The following is a 20,808-nucleotide window of genomic DNA, read 5'->3' on the forward strand; positions in this document are numbered from 1 at the left end:
TTGCCTGAGTACGCTACCTTCGTCCACCGCAAAAGGCTCTACCGGAGCCCGTCATGCACCCTTTCCCTCCCTCCAGCTCTACCGACGACGTGCCTGGGTCGCGTGCGCTGGTATCCCGGCGCCAAGGGATGCCCCATCTTCAGGGTCGGCAGTGGGTGGGGCTGGCCATCGTGCTTGCGGGGCTGGTGGTTGCCACCGCGCAAGTGTGGCAGTGGATAGCGGGACAACCCCTGGTTTTTGCCGCACTGCTGGGTGGCGTGGCGGCGGCGCTGGCCACGGCCCTCGGTACGCTGCCGGTGCTGCTGTCGCAGCGGCTGCCTGAGCGCATGCAGGATGCGCTGTTTGGCTTTGGTGCGGGCGTCATGCTGGCCGCGTGTGCGTTCTCCCTGATCATTCCAGGCATCGCCGCCGCGCGGGCTGCCGGAGCGGGGCCCTGGGCTGCGGGTGGCGCCGTGGGCGCCTCCATTTTGCTCGGGGCGCTGGTGCTGCTGCTGATGGAGCGTTGGCTGCCGCACGAGCATTTCATCAAAGGCGTGGAAGGAGGACATACCGCGCGCACCTTGCGGCGGACATGGCTTTTTGTGTTTGCGATCGGCCTGCACAACCTGCCAGAAGGGCTCGCCATTGGTGTGGCTTATGCGGGCGGTGACAACCTGCACGCCAGTGCCCTGGCCACGGGCATTGCCATTCAGGACGTGCCGGAAGGCCTGGTGGTGGCGGTGGCTCTGCTGGCGGCGGGTTACCGGCGGGCCTTGGCCGTGGGGCTGGGCATGGCGTCGGGCCTGGTCGAGCCCGTGGGCGCGGTGCTGGGTGCGGCCGTGGTTGGCTACAGCGCGAGCCTGTTGCCGTGGGGACTGGGTTTTGCGGCGGGCGCCATGTTGTTCGTGATCAGCCACGAGATCATTCCAGAATCCCACCGCAAAGGACATGAGGCCTGGGCCACAGGCGGCCTCATGCTGGGCTTTGTGATCATGATGCTGCTGGATACGGCGCTGGGATGATCCCTGCGGGCTGGAAATAAAATTGCTATATTAATAATAGCTGTAAATTGTTATTGGAAAGGCGATAGGGCCATTTTTTAACAATATTCTCTCTGCGTTCTATCCGAAGAACTGGTAACACACTGCAATGGCCGCCACCACACCGGCCAGTTCGGCCAGCAGGGCGCAACTGACGGTGTGCCGTGTGCGCTGGATGCCCACCGCGCCGAAGTACACCGCCAGCACGTAGAAGGTGGTTTCGGTGCTGCCCTGGATGGTGGCCGCTGCCAGCGCGGCGAAACTGTCCACCCCCTGGGTCTGCATGGTCTCGATGAGCATGGCGCGCGCGGCGCTGCCGGAAAACGGCTTGACCAGCGCGGTGGGCAGCGCATCGACGAACCGGGTGTCCGCGCCCAGCATCTGCACGCACCAGCGGATGCCGTCCAACACATAACCCAGCGCCCCCGATGCGCGAAACACTCCCACGGCACACAGCATGGCCACCAGGTAAGGCAGCAGGCCCTTGGCCACATCGAAGCCTTCGCGCGCGCCTTCGATGAACGCTTCGTACACGGCCACCTTGCGCCACGCGCCGATGGCCACAAACAGCACGATCAGCGCAAACAGCGTGAGGTTGCCCAGCAAGGACGACAACTGGGCCAGCGCGGTGGCGCTCAAGGTGGTTAGCAGCGCCATGAAGCCGCCCAGCACCAGGGCCACAGGCAGCAGATAGGCCAGCACCACGGGGCTCCACAAAGGCAAGCGCTGCACCACCGCCACGCTGAGCAGCCCCACCAGCGTGGAAGCCGATGTGGCCAGCAGGATCGGCAGGAACACCAGGGTAGGGTCGGGTGCGCCCTGCTGCATGCGGTACATGAAGATCGTCACCGGCAGCAGCGTGAGCGAGGAGGCGTTAAGCACCAGGAACAGGATCTGCGCGTTGGTGGCGGTGTCGGGCTCTGGGTTCAGCTCCTGCAGGGCTTTCATCGCCTTCAAGCCCATGGGGGTGGCTGCGTTGTCCAGTCCCAGGGCGTTGGCCGCAAAGTTCAGCGTCATGAGGCCCAGGGCCGGGTGGCCGCTGGGAACCCCGGGCATCAGCCGCCGAAACAGCGGCGCCAGCCAGCGCGCCAGTGCGTCCACGATGCCCGCCTTCTCGGCAATGCGCAAGAAACCCAGCCACAGCGTGAGCGTGCCAAACAACAGCACCATCACCTCGACCGACAGCTTGGCCATGGCAAACAGCGCCTCGACCATGGCGGCAAAGATCTGCGCATTGCCGCCCACCAGCCATTGCGCCAGGGCTGCCACGGCAGCGGTCAGGAAAAAGCCCAGCCACAAGGTGTTGAGCATCAGTGATCCTGAAGGATGGAGGAGCGGAGTGCATGCATGGTGGCGAGGTTACCCGCCCCCAGGTCTGGCGCTGGCTTGAGCGTGGCGGCAGGGCAACGGCTCGGTCAGTGGTACCCTATAGGGTTCGGTTCAAACCTGTGCAAAGGCCTTTTTCGGGGCTTTCGGTGCCTGGATGGGCCTCCCCATATACCTATCGACAGGCGCCCTGGCGCGCCACAACTCCAAGAAAGACATCACCATGGGCGCGCAGTGGAAAGCAAAAGGCAAGGCACAGGTGGCGGATGCCAAGGGCAAGCTGTTTGGCAAGCTGGTCAAGGAAATCACCGTGGCCGCACGCGGCGGCGCTGACCCGGCCGGCAACTCCCGCCTGCGCCTGGTGGTGGAGCAGGCCCGCAAGGCCTCGATGCCCAAGGACACGCTGGAGCGCGCCATCAAGAAGGGCTCCGGCACGGGCGCTGACGCCGTCAACTACGAACGTGTGATCTACGAAGGCTTTGCACCCCACCAGGTCGCGGTGATGGTCGAATGCCTGACCGACAACGTGAACCGCACGGCACCTGAAATGCGCGTGCTGTTCCGCAAGGGGCAACTGGGCACGTCCGGCTCGGTGGCCTGGGACTTCAACCACGTCGGCATGATCGAGGCCGAACCCGCCACGCCCGGCGCAGACCCCGAGCTGGCCGCCATCGAGGCAGGTGCACAAGACTTTGAAGCGGGCGACGAAGAAGGCACCACCACCTTCTGGACCGACCCCACCGACCTTGACCTGGTGAGCCGTGCGCTGCCCGCCCATGGTTTCAATGTGCTGTCGGTCAAGCTGGGCTACAAGCCCAAGAACCCCGTGAACCCCGCCAACCTGACGGCCGAACAGCTCGAAGAGGTGGAGAACTTCCTGGCTGCCATCGATTCCAACGACGACGTGCAGAACGTTTTTGTGAGCCTGGGCGGCTGATGGCGGTGGTTTGCTGGTTCCGCGCGCAGTGCCGGTTCCGCCCCGTCCCCGCTCCATCCAATCTTCCATGAACGCAGACCACTACGCCGCCCTTGGGCTGGCGGCCAACGCATCGCTGGCCGACATCAAGAAGGCCTTCCGGCAGAAGGCGTCGTTCTATCACCCGGACCGCAACGACGCCCCCGACGCCGCGCAGCGCTTCCAGGCGGTGCAAAAGGCCTACGAGGTTTTGTCGGACGACACCGCCCGGCAGGCCTACGACGACAACCGCCGCCGCAACCTGCTGGACGACCCGCTGCAGACCGCCCAAGAGATCTGGCAAGCCTATTCCACGCGCATTTTGACGCCCACTCCGTGAAACTTTCCCCTTACTTTTATGACCTGCGCTCCGCCTACCAGGCCGAGCTGGATGACCTGCTGTCCGACTCCGAAGGCAAGGACGTCTTGCGCAAGCGGTTGGCCGAAAAGCGCAACGAGATTGCCTTTCTGGTGCAGATGATGGAGCCGGCGCCCGAGATGGTGGCGGTGGTCTTTCATCGCGGCTTTCGGTTCTCCAAACCTGCCGCGGTGGAACACCTGCTGGGTTTGCCGGTGGACGAATTGCCCGACTGGCACAGCCTCACGCATGCCATCACGCTGGAGCCCTGGGCTACCAGCCTGGCGCAGACCGTGCTGCGCGAACCGCAGGGCGCCCGCTTCATGGCCGTGGCTGCCGGGCTGGAATACCTGCAGCAGCACGCCCGTCTGGCGCCCCAGGCGGCCTCGCATGCCGATGGCGATGGTGACGGCGATGCGGAGGACGGTGAAGACGCCGCAGAGCATGATGACGACTACGACGCGCTGAGCGCCGATGACGCCGCTGATCCGAAGAACAGCCGCAGCCGCGAAGAGGCCAGTTCCAACTGGCTGTCGGACGTGGGCTTTGACCGGAAGGACTAGCCCAGGGGATGATGCCCCCCTGTGTCGCTTCGCGCCTTCCCCCCAGGGGGACGCCGCCAGCGCGGCGCGCTTGGCGCAACGGACCAATGAAAAGGAATTTCGCATGAGCAACAACACCCATCTCGCCCTCATCACCAAAACCACCAGCCTCATCGCGGCGGGCGACATCGTGGGCGCTGAATCGGCGCTGGCCGAACTGGCCGATACCGATGGGGATGGTGCGCTCATGGTGGTGCTGGACCAGCTGGCGCCCAAGGACATCCTGGCCGTGATGCGCGAGTACGACGACTCCAAGGCTTCGGTGGTCAACCTGCTGGTCACGCCGGAACAATTTGCCCGGGCCATGGTGCTGGAGAAGCAATACAAGGACCTCACGCACACCCACCTGCGCAACATGGTCAACGCCGTCATCTTTCGTGACGATGCCGACCCGGTGGAGTTCCTCACTGCCATCGGCAACCTGGAAGGCGGCGCCGAGGCACTGGCCAACTACTTTGCCGAAAAGTGGAGCCGCATCGAAGCCTTTGCCCGCACCGGCACATTTGACGCGGTCGAAGACTACGGCGTCACGCTGACCGACGACGAATTGCTGGCCTCTGGCTATGTGCAGCCCCGCATCGACCTGGACGAGGTCGCCGACCGTGACTGGATGCAAATGGCCTGGCTGCTGCGCTACGAGTGCCGCGACCTGTTCATCGAAACGCTGCTGGTGTTGCGCGCCAAGGCCCGCGCCTTTGACCTGGGCCTGGAAGAGGGTGATGAGCCCGCCGAGGAAGACGATGGCAAGTTCGAGACCAGCGAAACCGATCGCGGCAAGGCCACGCCGGCAGCCCGCACCTCTGACGAAGAATCCGCGATTTAGATGACAACTCCCTGTGGCGCTTCGCGCCTTCCGCCTTCTCTCCAATTGCTGCGCAATTCGGGAAGGGGGACACCGCCAGCGCGGCGGGGCAGCCCTTGCGCGGCGGTTCTGGCCTGGAGCGTGCCAGTTTCATGGCCCACGAGCACTGCGAAGCGCGATAGATACTGATATGACTGTGCCCAACACGCCTTCTTCAACGACTGACGAGATTGCAGCCGCCAACGCGCTTCAGCTCCACGACGCCCGCCCGTTCTTTGAAAAGGCGCTGGCGTATGGTGTTCAGCATGGCGTGCTGGGTGCCGAGAAACTAGCGGCCATCAACACCGACGCGCCCAAGGGCATGGTGCAGATTGCGCGCTACTTTGGCAGCGAGTTTCTGCGCCCCGAGCTGGAGAAGGCGCGCGACCGCATGGTCAACCTCATCAGCCTGTACCTGCTGGACACGACCGGGGGCGACCTGCACGAGGCCGCCATCTCGCTGCGCGACCATTCGCTGCTGTCGCGCTCCAAAGGGGGCTCGGACATGCTCAAGCGGCTGATTGCCATGCCCGAGAGCAGCAACTTTGGCATGGCCGGCTATGCCGATGCCGAAACCCCGCTGCTGGCCGTGTGGTCGCTGCGCAGCCATGCCGACTACCGGGCCGAGCTGGCACGCCGCACGCAAATGGCCCAGGCCATCCATGCGGCACAGTGGCTGGCCGAGCAATTTGATCTGGACCCCGACGAGCTGGAGGCTGCGGGCGCCGACGCAGAAGCCGTCATCCGCGCCGGCCTGCTCATCGTGGCCCTGGCGCCCAAGGCCATGGACCTCGGCGAATGGCCCAACGCCGCCACATTTGAAAAAGTGCTGCTGGCACAGCGCAAGAAGAAGCTGGCGCCCCCCGCACAACTGCGCCTGCCCCCCGGCTTGCCTGCCGAACTGCGCGAGGTGGTGCAGGCGCATTGCGCCGGTGTGCTGGCCGACCTGCCCAAGCTGCTCGACGCGGCCACACCCGTGCGCACTCTGCTGCGCCCCAGCGGCGCCTTCCGCGCGCGCTACTTTTTGCTGGACGACCCCTTGGCGGAGGTGGACAACTTCCACCGCAGCCTGGATGCGCTGGAAGAGGGTGGAGAACCCCCGCTGCCCGCCAGCAAGACCTGGACGAAAACGGTGCAGGGCAATGACGACGAGCATTCGCTGCTCACACTGTTCCTGTGCCTGGCTGCGGGCGTGCCCAAGAAAACCCTGCTGACCGAAAAGACCGCCGCCAGCCTGGTGCGCAAGGCGCGCAAGTCCGGTCTGCAGCCCGCACTGGCCACCGAATTCATCCGCACCCACGCGCCCGGCGTGCACCAGCAGGACTACACCGCGCTGTGGAACAGCTTTGTGCAGGACGCGGAAAAGACCTTGCTCAGCGACATGGACTACCAGATGCACGATGCCCTGGCGCTGCTGCGCCGGGAGTGCAATGTGGTGGGGTAGCTGCCACCGGGGGCGCGGCGCATGGTGATCGCAGCGTTGCGCGCCCGTTGCCGGGGGCGGGTTTCTGGCCCTTGTCTGGCGTCGATGCCGCTGGATTGCTGCACCGGTCTGTTCCATTTGCGGCATTTGCGCCAAGGGGCAGCTTTACACAGGTCAAGCAGCCTCGCCGGGCAGGACAGTGCCTTGCGGCGGCCCGGTTAACATTCCAGCCGCCCGTCAGCCCGTCCTTCCAGTGCACAGCCCCACACTCATCCTCCTCGCAGCGCTTCTGACCGCGCTGGTCACCACGGTGCTGTATGCCGTGTGGTCATTCAACAAGAACATCCCCGGCCTGCGCCTGTGGGTGCTGTCATTCCTGCTGGGGTCGGTGTTCAGCGTCAGCCTGCTGGTGCGGGACTGGGTTCCTCAGGTGGTGGCGGTGGTGATCTCGCAGAGCGCGGTGTCGCTGGCCGCCTACCTATGCCTGATGGCGAGCCGCATGTACATGGGGCGTCGGCCGTTTTCGCACATCTATGCCGTTGTGGGCATCGGGGTGGTAGTGGCCTCGTCGGTGTATTTCACCGTGGTACAGCCCCACCTGGGCATGCGGTTTGTTTTTGCGGGCCTGGGCGCGGGCGTCTGCTTCTTGCTCACGGCACACACCCTGGCCGACGGTGGTGCGCGCCGCGTGCCCGCGCGCTACCTGTTTGCAATGGTCGTGGGCCTGCACGGGCTGTTCTTGTTGCTGCGGCCCGTCTTGTTCAAGCTGGGCGCGGTGGCGCCCGGGGGCCTGCCGGATGCCTCGCTCGCGTCGCGGGTCTCGCAGTTTGTGGTGCTGGAGTCCATTGTGGCGGTGGTGCTGCTGGGCTTTGGCGCGCTGATCCTGGCCAACGAGTTCATTACCAGCGAGCTGCGGCACCTGGCCGAGGTGGACCCGCTGACCAACGTATTCAACCGCCGTGCGTTTCTCACGCTGCTGGACAAGGCCATCAGTGCTGCCCAGCGCACCAAGACGGATGTGCCCGTGCTGGTGATGGACCTCGACCACTTCAAGAACATCAACGACACCTGGGGCCACGGGGCGGGTGACGATGTGCTGCGCCATTTTGTGATGCTGGCCCACCGCTGCCTGCGCAAGGAAGATGTGATGGGGCGCCTGGGGGGCGAGGAGTTCGCCATCTTCCTGCCCAATGCGAGCGCTGGCGGCGCCCTGGCAGTGGCCGAACGCCTGCGCGCGCTGGTCGAAACCCAGCCTGCGGTCACTGGCCAGCGGCCTATCCCCCTGACCGTGAGCGTGGGCGTCACGCTGTGCGCCCATGCCGACTCGGCCGGGGCTGCGCTGAAGAGGGCCGACGAGGCCATGTACCTGGCCAAGGAACGTGGCCGCAATCGGGTGGAGGTGTCGGAACAGCCTGGCGGTGCCCCGGCAGCCCCGGTGGCGACCGCTGCCTGAACCGCCATGCACCGGGTGCGGTGCGGCGGCGCCCCGTGCGGGTGCAACCAGCCGTGGTTTCTGGCGTTGCCCACCCGCCCGGCAGCCGGGAAACGCGAAACGCTGCCTGTGTCGGCTGCCCGACCTTCGTGGTGCTGCCGCAGTATTCGCCTGCCGCAAAATGGCGAATACCCCTCGGCCCACCCACACCAGACCACAACCCCATGGCAGTGAATCCCAACGTCAGCAACCCGGGCGCCGCGTCCGATGCGTCGCCCTCCGCACCCGCTGCACCGCGCAGGGCGTTCCTGAAATCGGGCACGGGGCTGGCCGTCCTGGGAGGGGCCGCGGCCGCTGGGGCGGGTTACCTGCTTTACCGGCCCGGCAATGACCGGCAACTGGTCTTTGGCACCCTGGCGGGCGCCATGCAAGAGGTAGAGCGCCTTGCGGGCGCCGCGGTCCAGGCGCTTGCGCCCGCCACGGCCTGGAACTGGTCCCAAACGCTGGAGCACTGCGCGCAGAGCATCGAGTTCTCGCTGCAAGGCTTTCCTGCCCCCAGGTCGGCGCTGTTCCAGAGCACGCTGGGCGCGGCGGCTTTCAATGTGTTTGCCCTGCGTGGCCGCATGAGCCACAACCTGGCGGAGCCGATCCCGGGTGCGCCTGCGCTGGATGCGTCCACGCCCGACGCTTCGGCGGCCCTGGCCCGGCTGCGCAAGGCTGTGCAGGACTTCGCCGTCCACGCAGGGCCGTTCCACCCGCACTTCGCCTACGGGGCGTTGAGCAAGGCGCAGTACGAGCAGGCACACGCCATGCACCTGGCCAATCACCTGTCGGCGTTTGATGTACGCGGCTGAGTGAAGGCTGATGCAGCCGTGCTGCGTGGGCTGCGGAATTCAACCCTGATAGAGGTTTTTGCTATAAATAATATAGCTGCTAGCGCTTTTTCAGTAAGCGCGGGAGCCATTTTTAATCATATCTTCTGATATCAGCCCAGATCGTCAAAGTCCCACTGAGCGCACAGCGCGTCAAAGCGATCAGCGTCCAGGGCACTCAGGAACAGGCCCGGCTCTGCAAGCGCCCCCTCGGAATGCAAGTACCACACCACCGCCTGCGGCCCCACGGTAAAGATGCGCAGCCCCGCCATATCCACCACGGCCTGCGCCTGCATGGCACCAAGCAGTGCGGCCAGCTCCTCAGGCGTTGAGAACCCATTGCAAGCGTGCATGCCGCAGAACGGGTAGCCGCCTTGGGCCATCTGGTAGTAGGCGATGGTGTGCAGAAACGCCTCCAGGCCCACGCTCTCCTCCTGCCATTCGGGAGCGTCCAGGTCGGTGGTCTGCCACACCCGCTGCTGGGCATCGGTGGCCCACCAGCACACGCCCTGGTTTTCTTCCAGAAACAGCAGCCTGTCGCCCACGCACTTCCAGTCCTGCGGCGCTGCGAACCGCTGAAAACCGCCCATCAATTCGGCACGCCTGCCCACGGCGGCGTAGTAAGCGTGCAGGGCAGGGGGCACCGGGCACCCCAGGTGATGGCCTGCAGCGGCCAGTTCGGCGGCCGGCAGTCCGTCTTCGGGGCTGACAGGGCGGCCCAGCAGCCAGGCCAGGGTGTCTGAAAGGGATGGGGTGGTGGGGGCTGTCATGGATTTCGGTTCAAGGATCGGCCGAGCGCAGGCAGTGCAGGCAGTGCAGGCAGTGCAGGCCGGATGTTCGGGTGGCGATTGATGCAGGTCAAGAGACGGTGTGCTGCGGCTTGGAGTGGCATGGAGTGCAAAGCTACCATCCCCCGATGGGCCCAGGTGCCCACAAGGATGGACCATGAGCAAGCATTGGAAGACAGCAGCGGCCCTGGCCGTGGTGCTGCTGGGAGGAGGGCTGCTGTTGCACTGGGCACCCTGGCAGGCCAAGGGGCCCGGCCCCGGTTTTGTGAGCGGCAACGGCCGCATCGAGGCCACCGAGATCGCTGTGGCCACCAAGCTGGCGGGGCGTGTGCTCGATGTTTTGGTGGCCGAGGGCGATTTTGTGAAGGCGGGGCAGCCCCTGGCCCGCATGCAGATCGACGGCCTGCAGGCCCAGCGCGAAGAGGCCGTGGCCCGGCTGCAGCAGGCGCAACTGGCCATCAGCAGTGCCCAGGTGCAGGTGGCCCAGCGCGAGAGCGACTACCAGGCCGCCTTGGCCGTGGTGGCCCAGCGCGAGAGCGACCTCGACACCGCCCGCCGCCGCCTGCCGCGCTCTGAGCAGCTAGCGCGCGAAGGCTTTTTCTCCAGCCAGTTGCTCGACGATGACCGCGCCAAGGTGCGCAGCCAGCAGGCCGCTGTGACGGCTGCCAAGGCCCAGGCCAAGGCCGCACAGGCGGGCATTGGCGCGTCGCGCACGCAGGTGACCAGTGCCGAGGCCAATGTGCGCGCATTGGAGGCCACGCTGGCGCGCATTGATGTGGAGCTGGCCGACAGCGAACTCAAGGCCCCGCGCGACGGCCGGGTGCAGTTCCGCGTGGTGCAGCCCGGCGAGGTGGTGGGCGCAGGTGCGCGCGTGCTGCAGCTGGTGGACCTGAGCGACGTGTACATGACCTTCTTTTTGCCTGAGACCGTGGCGGGCCGGGTAGCACTGGGCAGCGAGGTGCGCATCGTGCTCGATGCCGCACCGGGCTTTGTGATCCCGGCCACCGTGTCGTTTGTGGCCAGCACCGCGCAGTTCACCCCCAAGACGGTGGAGACCGCCAGCGAGCGCCAGAAGCTCATGTTCCGCGTGCGCGCGCAGATCGACAAGGCGCTGCTGCTGCGCCACCAGGAGCAGGTCAAGACCGGTCTGCCTGGCGTGGCCTGGCTGCGGGTGGACCCCGCAGTGGAGTGGCCCGCCAACCTCGCGGTCAAGGCCGACCAGTGAACCTCCCCGGCAGCGTGGCACCCGTGGCCCGCCTGCGTGGCGTGGGCCAGCGCTACGGGCGCACGGTGGCGCTCGCAGACATCGATTTGGAGTTGGCCGCTGGCCGCATGGTGGGCCTGATCGGACCGGACGGCGTGGGCAAATCCAGCCTGCTGGCCCTGGTGGCGGGTGCACGCGCGGTGCAGCAGGGCACCGTGGAGGTGCTGGGCGGTGACATGGCGAAGAACCGCCACCGCAGCCGGGTGTGCCCTCGCATTGCCTACATGCCGCAGGGCCTGGGCAAGAACCTGTACCCCACGCTGTCGGTGGAAGAGAACCTGCAGTTCTTTGGCCGCCTGTTCGGGCACGACGCGGCCGAGCGGCGCCGCCGCATTGACGAACTCACGCACAGCACGGGGCTGTATCCGTTTCTGGCGCGGCCTGCGGGCAAGCTCTCGGGCGGCATGAAGCAAAAGCTGGCCCTGTGCTGCGCACTCATCCACGACCCCGACCTGCTCATCCTGGACGAGCCCACCACCGGCGTGGACCCGCTGGCGCGCGCGCAGTTCTGGGATTTGATCGGCCGCATCCGCACCGCGCGGCCGGGCATGAGCGTGATCGTGGCCACGGCCTACATGGAAGAGGCCCAGCGTTTTGAATGGCTGGTGGCCATGGACGAAGGGCGCATCCTGGCCACGGGTACGCCTGCCGAGCTGATGGCCCGCACCGGGCATGATGCGCTGGAGCAGGCCTTTGTGGCCCTGCTGCCCGAGGCCAAGCGCCGGGGCCACCGGGCGGTGCAGATTCCGCCGCTGGACCGGTCGCAGGCAGACGACGCAGCAAACGTGGCCATCGAGGCGCGCGACCTGACCATGCAGTTTGGCGACTTTGTGGCGGTGGACCATGTGAGCTTTCGCATCCAGCGCGGCGAGATTTTTGGCTTTTTGGGCAGCAATGGCTGCGGCAAGTCCACCACCATGAAGATGCTTACCGGCCTGCTGCCCGCCAGCGACGGGCAGGCCTGGCTGTTTGGCCAACCGGTGGACCCCAAGGACATAGCCACGCGGCGGCGCGTGGGCTACATGTCGCAGGCGTTTTCGCTGTACAGCGAGCTGTCGGTCGAGCAGAACCTAGTGCTGCACGCGCGGCTGTTCCACGTGCCAGAGGCCGAGGTGCCCGCGCGGGTGGAGGCCATGCTGGAGCGCTTTGACCTGCAGGCCGCCCGCAGCGCACTGCCCATGAAGCTGCCCCTGGGCATGCGCCAGCGCCTTTCGCTGGCCGTGGCCATGGTGCACCAGCCCGAGCTGCTGATCCTGGACGAGCCCACCTCGGGCGTGGACCCGATGGCGCGCGACCACTTCTGGCGCCTGATGGTGGAGCTGGCGCGGCGCGACAAGGTCACCATCTTCATCTCCACCCACTTCATGAACGAGGCCGAGCGCTGTGACCGCATCTCGCTGATGCACGCAGGGCGCGTGCTGGAAAGCGCTGCGCCGCAGGAGATCGTGGCAAAGCGCGGCGCCGCCACGCTGGAAGAAGCCTTCATCGGCTACCTGGAAGATGCTGCGGGCACGGCCCAGGCCCCTGTACCCGTGGCGGCTTCGGGCCCCGCTGCGCTATTGCCGGTGTCCGCGCCCAACACTCCCCCCTGGCCCACCCGCCTGCGCCAAAGCCTGGCCCGCATCCACAGCACCCAGTGGCGCGAGGCACTGGAGCTGCGCCGCGACCCGGTGCGCGGCGCCATGGCGTTGCTGGGCTCGCTGATCCTGATGTTCGTGATGGGCTACGGCATCAGCATGGACGTGGAGAACCTGCGCTTTGCCGTGCTGGACCGTGACCAGACCGCGCTGAGCCGCGCCTACACGCTGAACCTGGCGGGCTCGCGCTATTTCACCGAACAGCCGCCCATCACCACCTATGCTGAGCTGGACGCACGCATGCGCTCCGCCGAAATATCGCTGGCGCTGGAGATCCCGCCCGGCTTTGCGCGCGATGTGGCACGCGGCCAGCCGGTGCAGATTGGCGCGTGGGTGGACGGCGCCATGCCGCAGCGCGCCGAAACCGTCATCGGCTACGCCCAGGGCCTGCACCAGCAGTGGCTGGTGGAGCAAAGCCGCAGCCGCACGGGCGTGGTGCCCCGGGGCCTGCTGGAGGTGGAGCCGCGCTACCGCTACAACCCCGACGTGCGCAGCCTGCCGTCCATGGTGCCCGCCGTGATCCCGCTGCTGCTGCTGATGCTGCCCGCCATGCTCACGGCCCTGGCCGTGGTGCGCGAGAAGGAGCTGGGCTCCATCATCAACCTGTATGTCACGCCCACCACGCGCACTGAATTCATGCTGGGCAAACAGCTGCCGTATGTGCTGCTGGCGCTGTTTAATTTTGGCCTGATGTGCCTGGCGGCGGTGACGGTGTTTGGCGTGCCGATGACGGGAAGTTTTGCCACGTTGACATTGGCCGCCGTGGTGTTCAGCCTGTGCTCCACGGGCATGGGCCTTTTGGCCTCCACCGTCACGCGCAGCCAGATTGCGGCGATGTTCTTTGCCATGGTGGGCACCATCATTCCTGCCGTGCAGTTTGCGGGGCTCATCAACCCGGTGTCGTCCATGACGGGCTTTGCGCGCTGGGTGGGCGAGGCCTACCCGGCCAGCCACATGTTCACCATCAGCCGGGGCGTGTTCAACAAGGCGCTGGGCCTGCAGGATTTGCAGGCCGAGTTCTGGCCCATGCTGGTGGCAGTGCCGGTTATCGTTGGCGCTGCGATTGCGCTCCTCAAAAAGCAGGAGACCTGACATGGCGCTGCGTGGCCGCTGGTCCAATATTTTCCGCCTGGGCATCAAGGAGCTATGGAGCCTGTGGCGCGATCCAGCCATGTTATTCCTCATCGTCTACACCACCACGCTGGCGGTGTACTCGGCGGGCATGGCGCAGCCCGAGACGCTGTACCACGTGCCCATTGCCATCGTGGACGAGGACGATTCGGCGCTGTCCCAGCGCATCGCCACGGCGTTCTACGCGCCCCAGTTCACGCGCCCCGCCATGATCGGCATGCGCGAGGTGGACCCGGGCCTGGACGCAGGCCGCTTCACGCTGGTGCTGCACATCCCCGCGCATTTCCAGCGCGATGTGCTGGCAGGCCGGGTGCCGCAGGTGCAGCTCAACATCGACGCCACGCGCATGGGGCAGGCGTTTGCGGCCAATGGGGCGGTGCAGCAGATCGTGCAGCTGGAGGTGGCCGAGTTCGTGCAGCGCGACCGCGCCGTGGCCGCCCAGCCCATCGAGCTCACGGTGCGCTCGCGCTTCAACCCGGCGCTCAACCCCGCGTGGTTTGGCTCGCTGATGGAGCTAATCAACATCGTGACCATGCTCTCCATCATCCTCACAGGCGCCGCGCTGATCCGCGAGCGCGAGCACGGCACGGTGGAGCATTTGCTGGTGATGCCCGTCACCCCCGGCGAGATCATGCTGGCCAAGGTCTGGGCCATGGCGCTGGTGGTGCTGGTGGCTACGTGGATTTCGCTCACGGCGGTGATCCGCTGGGCGATTGGTGTGCCCATCGAGGGCTCGGTGCCGCTGTTCCTGCTGGGGGCCACGCTGCACCTGTTTGCAACCACCTCCATGGGCATCTTCATGGCCACGGTGGCGCGCAGCATGCCGCAGTTTGGGCTGCTGATGGTGCTGGTGATGATGCCGCTGCAGATGCTGTCCGGCGGCGTCACCCCGCGCGAGAGCATGCCGCTGTGGGTGCAGTACGGCATGGCCCTGGCGCCCACCACGCACTTCACCGAGCTGGCCCAGGCCATCCTCTACCGGGGCGCGGGCTGGGCGGTGGTGTGGCCGTCGCTGGTGTGGCTGCTGGGGATTGGGGCGGTGCTGTTCAGCCTGGCGCTGGCGCGGTTTCGCAGGACGATTGCGCGCATGGCGTGAACGCTTGAAATGCTATTGAATGTGTAGCTGTTTGCGCTTGATACATAAGCGTGAGAGGCTAATTTGACGTGAAATGCACTTTGTCGGGCCGCCCCGGCAGGTGCAGTTGCGCCACGGGTGCCGGGCTGCTGGCCAGCCGCTTGCCGCGCCGCCACACGCCCAGGCGCGCGGCGCGCAGGCGGATGGCTTCCACCGGATTGCGCGCGTGCAGCAGCACAAAGTCGGCATACGCGCCCGGCTCGATGCCGTAGCCCTCCAGCCCCAGCAGCTTGGCGGGATTCACCGTCACTGCATCAAAACACTGCCGCATCGCGGCCTGGCTGGTCATCTGCCCCACGTGCAGGCCCATGTGCGCGGCCTCCAGCATGTCGGCGCTGCCGCCGCTGTACCAGGGGTCCAGCACGCAGTCGTGGCCAAACGCCACGGTCAGGCCTGCGGCCATCAGCTCGGGCACGCGGGTCATGCCCCGGCGCTTGGGGTAGGTGTCGTGGCGCCCCTGCAGCGTGATATTGATGAGCGGGTTGGCCACCACGCCCAAGTCGGCCTCGGCCATCAGCGGGATGAGTTTGCTCACGTAGTAGTTGTCCATGCTGTGCATGGAGGTGAGGTGCGAACCCGTCACGCGGCCGTGCAGGCCCAGGCGCTGGGTTTCAAAGGCCAGGGTTTCCACGTGGCGTGAATGCGGGTCGTCGGATTCGTCGCAGTGCATGTCCACGCGTTTGCCCCGTTCGGCCGCCAGTTCGCAAAGGATCTTCACGCTCTCGGCCCCCTGGGCCATGGTGCGCTCGAAGTGCGGAATGCCGCCCACCACGTCCACACCCAGGTCCAGCGCGCGTTTCAGGTTGGCCAGCCCTCCGGGCGCGCGCAGCACGCCGTCTTGCGGGAAAGCCACCAGCTGCAAATCCAGGTAGGGCGCCACGCGCTGCTTTACATCCAGCAGCGCCTCCACCGGCAGCAGGCTCGGGTGGCTCGTGTCCACATGGCTGCGGATGGCCAACAGGCCCCGGGCCACGGCCATGTCGCAATACTGCAGCGCGCGCTGCACGATGGCGTCGTGCGTCAGCGTGGGCTTGAGCTCGCCCCACAGCGCAATGCCTTCGAGCAGAGTGCCACTTTCGTTCACGCGCGGCTGGCCGTAGCTCAGGGTCGAATCCATGTGGAAATGAGCGTCCACAAACGGCGGGCTGACCAGCAGGCCGCCCGCATCCACCGCCTCGTGCGCGGGGGCTTGCAGGCCCTCAGTCACTTCGACGATGCGGCCGTCCTGCACGGCAATCGACATGTTCTGGCGGCCGTCGGGCAGGGTGGCGTGGGTGATGAGCAGGTCAAGCATGGCGGGTGGGGTCGTTGCTGTCGGGTTTATTCAAGACAAAGGCGGGCTGCATGCCTAAGCTGTGGCTTTCGCTGGAGGCATCCAGCCATTTCAACGCATTTTTTGCAAAGGCAGTTTTCATGCAATTTGGCTACACCATTCTCTACGTCGAAGACGTTCCGAAAACCATCGCTTTCTACGAACAGGCCTTCGGCTTTGCGCGCCGTTTTTTGCACGAGGCAGGCGATTTTGGCGAGCTGGACACGGGAGCCACCTCGCTGGCTTTTGCTTCCCTGCGGCTGATGGTGGAGCTGGGCAAGAACCCCCAGCGCGCGTCGGCCGATGCCCCCAGCTTTGAGATCGCCTTCACCACCGCCGATGTAGCCGCCGCCTTGCAGCGTGCGGTGGACGCTGGTGCTCGGCTGGTACAGGCCCCCGAGCAGATGCCCTGGGGCCAGACCGTGGCCTATGTGGCGGACCTCAATGGCGCGCTGGTGGAGCTGTGCACGCCCATGGGGGCACCCGCCGCCTGAAATACGCGTCCAACGCATCAGCGCCTCTGGCTGGTGCGAAAGCGCAGCTCGCCCGGCTTGTGCCCGGCATCGATGGTGATGCGAAACACGCTGTTGTCGTGCCCTGATTCCGCCCGCGCGGTAAAGCGGATGCCCCGGCGTGTTGGCTGGCAGTTCATCTGGCTTAGCGTGATTTCGGCATGGTCGTTGTTGATGGCATCAAAGCCTTCGGTATGTACCTCCGAGGCGCTGTCACTGCTGTCGCGCACGATCCATTGCAGGTACAGAAAAGACTGCGCATGGCGCGTGGCGTGCACGATGCGGTACATGCCACCGCCTTCGCCAGCCTGCACGGGCGCGGGCCATTGGCCGCAGACCTTGATCCAGTCCACATCGGGCGCAGTGGCGAAGGATTGATACGGCAGATCCATGCCCAGCGCGTGGGCCTGGCCGGCACAGGCCAGCAGCGCACCCACCAGCCAGCGCGCGACGGGGTTGAGTGCGCGCTTCATCGCTCCCCCTTGCGATAGGGCTTCATCAGCGCCTGCGGATACGCCGCCTTGCGCGCCACCAACACCAGCGCCAGGATGGAGAGCAGGTACGGCAGCATCAAATACACCTGGTACGGCAGCCACGCGTCGCCCGCCTGCTGCAGCCGCAGCTGGAGCGCATCGAAGAACGCGAAGAGCAGGGCCCCCAGCAGCGCCTTGCCCGGCCGCCACGAGGCAAACACCACCAGCGCCACGCAGATCCAGCCGCGCCCGTTCACCATGTTGAAGAAGAACGCGTTGAACGCCGACAGCGTGAGGAACGACCCTGCGACGCCCATCAGCGCCGAGCCCGCCACGATGGCGCCCGTGCGCGTGGCCGCCACCGAGATGCCCTGGCCCTCGGCCGCCTGCGGGTTCTCGCCCACCATGCGCACGGCCAGACCCAGCGGTGTGCGCATCAACACCCAGGCCAGCAGCGGCACCAGCAACAGGGCCAACAGCGTGAGCGGCGTCTGCGCAGACAGGATAGGAATGCCCAGCCACTCCATGGGCGCAAACGGTTCGATGGTGGGCGGCGTGTTCACCTTCGGAAAACTCACGCGGTAGCCGTAGTAACTGACCGCTGTGGCCAGCAGCGTGATCCCCAGGCCTGACACATGCTGCGACAGCGCCAGCCCCACCGTGAGCCACGCGTGCAGCAGCCCGAACACCGCCCCGGTCAGCGCCGCCACCAGCACCCCCGTCCACAGCCCGTAGCCTGCGTACACCGCCAGCCAGCCGGTGAAGGCGCCCGCGACCATGATCCCTTCAATGCCCAGATTGAGCACGCCCGCGCGTTCGCACAGCAGCACGCCCAGCGTGCCCAGGATGAGCGGCGTGGCCACGCGCAGGGTGGCGATCCAGAAGGCGGGGTTGGCGAGGATGTCGAGCAGTTCGGTCATGCGCTCGCCTCTGAGTGATTTACTTCTGTTTTGATAGCTGCTGGCGCTTTATGGATAAGCGCTAGAGGCCAATTTTGCTTGAAATTTTGGTTTGAGTGATTGTTCATGGCGGTGTCACTTCCAGCGAATGCGGTACTGCGTGAGCAAGCCAGCCACCAGCACCGCAATCAACGAGGTCGCCACGATCACATCCGCAATGTAGGTGGGCACGCCCACCGCGCGGCTCATGCTGTCGGCCCCCACCAGCACGCCCGCCACAAAGGTGCCCGCTGCGATCACGCCCAACGGGTGCAGCCCCGCCAGCATGGCAATCACGATGCCGCTGTAGCCGTAGCCCGGCGACATGTCCAGCGTCACATAGCTGGTGCGGCCCGCCACCTCGATGGCACCCGCCAGCCCCGCCAGCCCGCCCGAGAGCAGGGCCACCAGCACGACGGTGCGGGTGATGGGCACACCGGCAAACGCGGCAGCCCGCGCATTGGCACCGGCGGCGCGGATGTCAAAACCCGGCACTGTGCGTGCCAGCAGCGCCCACAGCATCACGGCCAGAGAGATGGCCCACAGCAGGCCCGTGTGCAGGCGCGTCTGGGGTACCAACTTGCCCAGTTCCATGTCGCTTTGCAGTGCCACACTCTGCGGCCAGCCCATGGAGAGCGGGTCTTTCATCGGCCCGTCGAGCAGGGCCGAGACGAGCAGCAGCATGATGAAGTTGAGCAGCAGCGTGGTGACCACCTCGTCCACCCCCAGCCGCGCCTTCATCAGTGCCGGGCCCAGCAGCAAGGCCGCCCCGGCCAGCGCTGCCGCCAGCATCATGAGCGGGAAGAGTAGGTAAGGCGACCATTCCAATCCCGTGCCGCCATGCATGCCGCCCACGGCCACGGCAGCCAGAGCACCGGCGTAAAGCTGCCCCTCCGCCCCAATATTGAACAGCCGCGCGCGGAACGCCACGGCCGCCGCCAGTCCCGTTAGGATCAGCGGCGTGGCGCGGGTCAGTGTTTCGGTCAGCGCAAACACCGAGCCAAATGCACCTTGCAGCAGCAGCGCATAGGTCTGCCCCACCGGCGCTCCGGCCCACATCACCAGCAGGCCGCTGATGAGCAGCGTGAAAACCACGGCGCCCACCGGTGCCAGCACATAGGCTGCGGGAGAGGTGTGATTGCGTTTTTCGAGTCGCATGGTGATTTTGTTCTTGTACGTTGGGTCAGTGCATGGCGCCTGCCATCGCCAGCCCAACCGCCTCGCGCGTCCAAGTATCCGCAGGCCGCGCCTCGCTCAGCTGCCCATCGTGCATCACCGCCACGCGGTCGCCCAGGGCCAATACTTCATCGAGGTCATCCGAAATCAGCAGCACGGCCGCGCCGCCGTCGCGCGCGTTGATGAGCTGCTGCTGCACAAACATCACGGCACCGATATCCAGCCCCCAAGTGGGCTGGTGCGCGACGATGAGTTGGGGCGCAGTAGCACTGTGGCCCGCCTCATCCTCAGGCGGCAGCAGTGCCCGGCCAAGGATGAGCTTTTGCATGTTGCCGCCCGAAAGCGACCGGGCTGGCGTGTCGAGCCCGCCGCCACGCACATCAAAGGTCTCGGCCACGTGCTGCGCGTGTTGTCGGGCTGCACGGCGCTTGACCCAGAAGGCCTTGAACCATGGGTGCGCAAACCAGTGGCTGCGCAGGCGTTCCGACACGGCGTTTTCCCACACCGGCAAATCGCCCACCACGCCCACAGCGTGCCGGTCTTCAGGGATGCGGGCCACGCCCTGGTTCACCAACCACGCGGGCCGGGCTTGCAAGGGCGCGCCGCGCAGCGTGGCCTGGCCCGCAGTGGCGGCGCGCACGCCACACAGCACATCGGCCAGCGCGACCTGGCCATTGCCGCTGACGCCCGCGATGGCCACGATTTCGCCTGCGTGGAGGGTGAGCGACACGTTCTGCAACCGGTCACGGCCGGTGGGTGCGGTGCTCACGTTGTGCAGGCTGCAGACGGCAGCACCCACCACCCGGGCCGGGCGCCGCGCAGGGGCTTCGATGGCATGGCCCACCATCCACTGCGCCAGTTGCCCTTGGGTGGTGCCCTGCGCGGGCGCCTCGGCCACCAGCTTGCCCTGGCGTAGCACGGCCACGCGGTGCGACACGCGCAGCACTTCGCCCAGCTTGTGGCTGATGAAGATGATGGACAGGCCCTGCGCCACCATCTGCGCCAGGGTGTCGAACAAGGCCTCGCTCTCCTGCGGGGTGAGCACCGCAGTGGGTTCGTCGAGGATGAGGATGCGCGCGCCCCGGTACAGCGCTTTCAGGATTTCGACCCGCTGGCGTTCGCCCACCGAGAGGCCGCCCACGCGGGCATCGGCATCCACGGGCAAACCAAACTGCTGCGCCACGGCCAGCAGCTTGGCCCGTGCGCTGCTGCGGCGCGAGAACGGCTGCCACAGCGGCTCGGTACCCAGCAGCACGTTGTCCAGCACCGTGAGGTTGTCGGCCAGTGTGAAGTGCTGGTGCACCATGCCAATGCCCGCCGCCAGCGCTGCGCGCGGCTGGCCGGGCGGCAGGGGTTGGCCGAAGACTTCGATGTGTCCTTCGTCGGCTACGTAGTGCCCGAACAGGATGGACATCAGCGTGGACTTGCCTGCGCCGTTCTCGCCCAGCAGGGCCAGCACCTCGCCACGCGCCAGGGTCAAGCTGATGCCGTCGTTGGCGACCAGCTTGCCAAAGCGCTTGGTGATGTTTGTGAGGCGCAGTACGGGTGCCATGTCAGTCCTCCACGGTGCCGCGCGCTAACTGCAGTTGGCTGTCGCCCCCTCTCCCCTCGCGG

At 66.3% G+C, this 20,808-nt stretch carries 20 protein-coding genes; 12 read left to right on the forward strand and 8 right to left on the reverse strand.

The window, feature by feature from the left end; translation table 11 throughout:
• Positions 1-128: 128 nt before the first annotated feature.
• On the forward strand, positions 129-1,001 hold the full coding sequence (locus ARADN35_RS0102645; protein WP_010458693.1) for a ZIP family metal transporter: 873 nt from the start codon (positions 129-131) through the stop codon (positions 999-1,001).
• Between the two features lie 99 nt (positions 1,002-1,100).
• Here the strand turns inward: ARADN35_RS0102645 and ARADN35_RS0102650 are convergent, their stop codons facing one another.
• Positions 1,101-2,330, reverse strand: a complete 1,230-nt coding sequence (locus tag ARADN35_RS0102650; RefSeq protein ID WP_010458695.1) for a nucleoside recognition domain-containing protein — start codon at positions 2,328-2,330, stop codon at positions 1,101-1,103.
• Positions 2,331-2,568: 238 nt separating this feature from the next.
• Between ARADN35_RS0102650 and ARADN35_RS0102655 the strand changes: the two genes are divergently transcribed.
• The 7 genes from ARADN35_RS0102655 to ARADN35_RS25700 all read left to right on the forward strand — a co-directional run bounded on the left by ARADN35_RS0102655 (position 2,569) and on the right by ARADN35_RS25700 (position 8,810).
• The gene (locus tag ARADN35_RS0102655) at positions 2,569-3,282 is read left to right on the forward strand and encodes a YebC/PmpR family DNA-binding transcriptional regulator (RefSeq protein WP_010458696.1); all 714 of its coding nucleotides are present in this window, start codon (positions 2,569-2,571) and stop codon (positions 3,280-3,282) included.
• Positions 3,283-3,349: 67 nt separating this feature from the next.
• Positions 3,350-3,640 (forward strand): DnaJ domain-containing protein, encoded by a 291-nt coding sequence (locus tag ARADN35_RS0102660; protein ID WP_010458698.1) that lies wholly within the window; start codon positions 3,350-3,352, stop codon positions 3,638-3,640.
• Positions 3,637-4,221 (forward strand): hypothetical protein, encoded by a 585-nt coding sequence (locus ARADN35_RS0102665; protein ID WP_010458700.1) that lies wholly within the window; start codon positions 3,637-3,639, stop codon positions 4,219-4,221. Before ARADN35_RS0102660 ends, ARADN35_RS0102665 begins: the two co-directional genes overlap by 4 nt.
• A gap of 103 nt (positions 4,222-4,324) precedes the next feature.
• Positions 4,325-5,083 (forward strand): hypothetical protein, encoded by a 759-nt coding sequence (locus ARADN35_RS0102670; RefSeq protein WP_010458701.1) that lies wholly within the window; start codon positions 4,325-4,327, stop codon positions 5,081-5,083.
• 169 nt (positions 5,084-5,252) lie between these two features.
• A complete protein-coding gene (locus ARADN35_RS0102675) occupies positions 5,253-6,545 on the forward strand; it encodes a hypothetical protein (protein ID WP_010458703.1) in 1,293 nt (430 codons plus the stop codon).
• A 232-nt stretch (positions 6,546-6,777) separates the two neighbouring features.
• Positions 6,778-7,977 (forward strand): GGDEF domain-containing protein, encoded by a 1,200-nt coding sequence (locus ARADN35_RS0102680; protein WP_010458705.1) that lies wholly within the window; start codon positions 6,778-6,780, stop codon positions 7,975-7,977.
• 203 nt (positions 7,978-8,180) lie between these two features.
• The gene (locus ARADN35_RS25700) at positions 8,181-8,810 is read left to right on the forward strand and encodes a DUF1569 domain-containing protein (protein ID WP_010458707.1); all 630 of its coding nucleotides are present in this window, start codon (positions 8,181-8,183) and stop codon (positions 8,808-8,810) included.
• Between the two features lie 131 nt (positions 8,811-8,941).
• Here ARADN35_RS25700 and ARADN35_RS0102690 read toward each other — a convergent pair whose 3' ends face one another.
• Positions 8,942-9,598: a hypothetical protein gene (locus ARADN35_RS0102690; protein ID WP_010458708.1), complete on the reverse strand. Its 657-nt coding sequence runs from the start codon at positions 9,596-9,598 to the stop codon at positions 8,942-8,944.
• 175 nt (positions 9,599-9,773) lie between these two features.
• Here ARADN35_RS0102690 and ARADN35_RS0102695 point away from each other — a divergent pair, with 175 nt between their 5' ends.
• Genes ARADN35_RS0102695 through ARADN35_RS0102705 form a run of 3 tightly spaced genes read left to right on the forward strand, consistent with a single transcriptional unit; the run spans position 9,774 to position 14,744 of the window.
• The gene (locus tag ARADN35_RS0102695) at positions 9,774-10,841 is read left to right on the forward strand and encodes an HlyD family secretion protein (protein ID WP_010458709.1); all 1,068 of its coding nucleotides are present in this window, start codon (positions 9,774-9,776) and stop codon (positions 10,839-10,841) included.
• Entirely contained in the window at positions 10,838-13,609 is a 2,772-nt protein-coding gene (rbbA, locus tag ARADN35_RS0102700; protein ID WP_010458710.1) for a ribosome-associated ATPase/putative transporter RbbA, read from the forward strand. Before ARADN35_RS0102695 ends, rbbA begins: the two co-directional genes overlap by 4 nt.
• Position 13,610: 1 nt before the next feature.
• Entirely contained in the window at positions 13,611-14,744 is a 1,134-nt protein-coding gene (locus ARADN35_RS0102705; RefSeq protein WP_010458712.1) for an ABC transporter permease, read from the forward strand.
• 58 nt (positions 14,745-14,802) lie between these two features.
• Here the strand turns inward: ARADN35_RS0102705 and ARADN35_RS0102710 are convergent, their stop codons facing one another.
• Complete coding sequence (locus ARADN35_RS0102710; RefSeq protein ID WP_010458714.1) at positions 14,803-16,077, reverse strand: amidohydrolase family protein; 1,275 nt, start codon at positions 16,075-16,077, stop codon at positions 14,803-14,805.
• On the reverse strand, positions 16,070-16,198 hold the full coding sequence (locus ARADN35_RS28660) for a hypothetical protein (RefSeq protein ID WP_255509300.1): 129 nt from the start codon (positions 16,196-16,198) through the stop codon (positions 16,070-16,072). Before ARADN35_RS28660 ends, ARADN35_RS0102710 begins: the two co-directional genes overlap by 8 nt.
• Here ARADN35_RS28660 and ARADN35_RS0102715 point away from each other — a divergent pair.
• Complete coding sequence (locus ARADN35_RS0102715; RefSeq protein WP_029413028.1) at positions 16,197-16,589, forward strand: VOC family protein; 393 nt, start codon at positions 16,197-16,199, stop codon at positions 16,587-16,589. The two genes, ARADN35_RS28660 and ARADN35_RS0102715, sit on opposite strands and share 2 nt — an antisense overlap.
• A gap of 17 nt (positions 16,590-16,606) precedes the next feature.
• Here ARADN35_RS0102715 and ARADN35_RS0102720 read toward each other — a convergent pair whose 3' ends face one another.
• The 4 genes from ARADN35_RS0102720 to ARADN35_RS0102735 form a co-directional block, all read right to left on the reverse strand.
• Positions 16,607-17,080: a hypothetical protein gene (locus tag ARADN35_RS0102720; RefSeq protein WP_010458718.1), complete on the reverse strand. Its 474-nt coding sequence runs from the start codon at positions 17,078-17,080 to the stop codon at positions 16,607-16,609.
• A complete protein-coding gene (locus tag ARADN35_RS0102725) occupies positions 17,077-18,000 on the reverse strand; it encodes an ABC transporter permease (protein WP_010458720.1) in 924 nt (307 codons plus the stop codon). Before ARADN35_RS0102725 ends, ARADN35_RS0102720 begins: the two co-directional genes overlap by 4 nt.
• A 114-nt stretch (positions 18,001-18,114) precedes the next feature.
• On the reverse strand, positions 18,115-19,176 hold the full coding sequence (locus tag ARADN35_RS0102730) for an ABC transporter permease (protein WP_010458722.1): 1,062 nt from the start codon (positions 19,174-19,176) through the stop codon (positions 18,115-18,117).
• Positions 19,177-19,201: 25 nt separating this feature from the next.
• Positions 19,202-20,746, reverse strand: coding sequence for an ABC transporter ATP-binding protein (locus ARADN35_RS0102735; protein WP_010458724.1), 1,545 nt, complete (start codon positions 20,744-20,746; stop codon positions 19,202-19,204).
• Positions 20,747-20,808 lie beyond the last annotated feature (62 nt).

The organism is Acidovorax radicis N35, assembly GCF_000204195.1.
GTDB classification, from domain to species: Bacteria; Pseudomonadota; Gammaproteobacteria; order Burkholderiales; family Burkholderiaceae_C; genus Acidovorax; species Acidovorax radicis.

Bases quoted from the DNA above. Each gene is read 5' to 3' on its own strand.
- ARADN35_RS0102735 (WP_010458724.1), bottom strand. From the start codon at position 20,746: ATGGCACCCGTACTGCGCCTCACAAACATCACCAAGCGCTTTGGCAAG.
- ARADN35_RS0102730 (WP_010458722.1), bottom strand. From the start codon at position 19,176: ATGCGACTCGAAAAACGCAATCACACCTCTCCCGCAGCCTATGTGCTG.
- ARADN35_RS25700 (WP_010458707.1), top strand. From the start codon at position 8,181: ATGGCAGTGAATCCCAACGTCAGCAACCCGGGCGCCGCGTCCGATGCG.
- ARADN35_RS0102660 (WP_010458698.1), top strand. From the start codon at position 3,350: ATGAACGCAGACCACTACGCCGCCCTTGGGCTGGCGGCCAACGCATCG.
- ARADN35_RS0102725 (WP_010458720.1), bottom strand. From the start codon at position 18,000: ATGACCGAACTGCTCGACATCCTCGCCAACCCCGCCTTCTGGATCGCC.
- ARADN35_RS0102710 (WP_010458714.1), bottom strand. From the start codon at position 16,077: ATGCTTGACCTGCTCATCACCCACGCCACCCTGCCCGACGGCCGCCAG.
- ARADN35_RS28660 (WP_255509300.1), bottom strand. From the start codon at position 16,198: ATGAAAACTGCCTTTGCAAAAAATGCGTTGAAATGGCTGGATGCCTCC.
- ARADN35_RS0102715 (WP_029413028.1), top strand. From the start codon at position 16,197: ATGCAATTTGGCTACACCATTCTCTACGTCGAAGACGTTCCGAAAACC.
- ARADN35_RS0102720 (WP_010458718.1), bottom strand. From the start codon at position 17,080: ATGAAGCGCGCACTCAACCCCGTCGCGCGCTGGCTGGTGGGTGCGCTG.
- ARADN35_RS0102650 (WP_010458695.1), bottom strand. From the start codon at position 2,330: ATGCTCAACACCTTGTGGCTGGGCTTTTTCCTGACCGCTGCCGTGGCA.
- ARADN35_RS0102670 (WP_010458701.1), top strand. From the start codon at position 4,325: ATGAGCAACAACACCCATCTCGCCCTCATCACCAAAACCACCAGCCTC.
- ARADN35_RS0102695 (WP_010458709.1), top strand. From the start codon at position 9,774: ATGAGCAAGCATTGGAAGACAGCAGCGGCCCTGGCCGTGGTGCTGCTG.
- ARADN35_RS0102705 (WP_010458712.1), top strand. From the start codon at position 13,611: ATGGCGCTGCGTGGCCGCTGGTCCAATATTTTCCGCCTGGGCATCAAG.
- ARADN35_RS0102645 (WP_010458693.1), top strand. From the start codon at position 129: ATGCCCCATCTTCAGGGTCGGCAGTGGGTGGGGCTGGCCATCGTGCTT.
- ARADN35_RS0102655 (WP_010458696.1), top strand. From the start codon at position 2,569: ATGGGCGCGCAGTGGAAAGCAAAAGGCAAGGCACAGGTGGCGGATGCC.
- ARADN35_RS0102675 (WP_010458703.1), top strand. From the start codon at position 5,253: ATGACTGTGCCCAACACGCCTTCTTCAACGACTGACGAGATTGCAGCC.
- ARADN35_RS0102690 (WP_010458708.1), bottom strand. From the start codon at position 9,598: ATGACAGCCCCCACCACCCCATCCCTTTCAGACACCCTGGCCTGGCTG.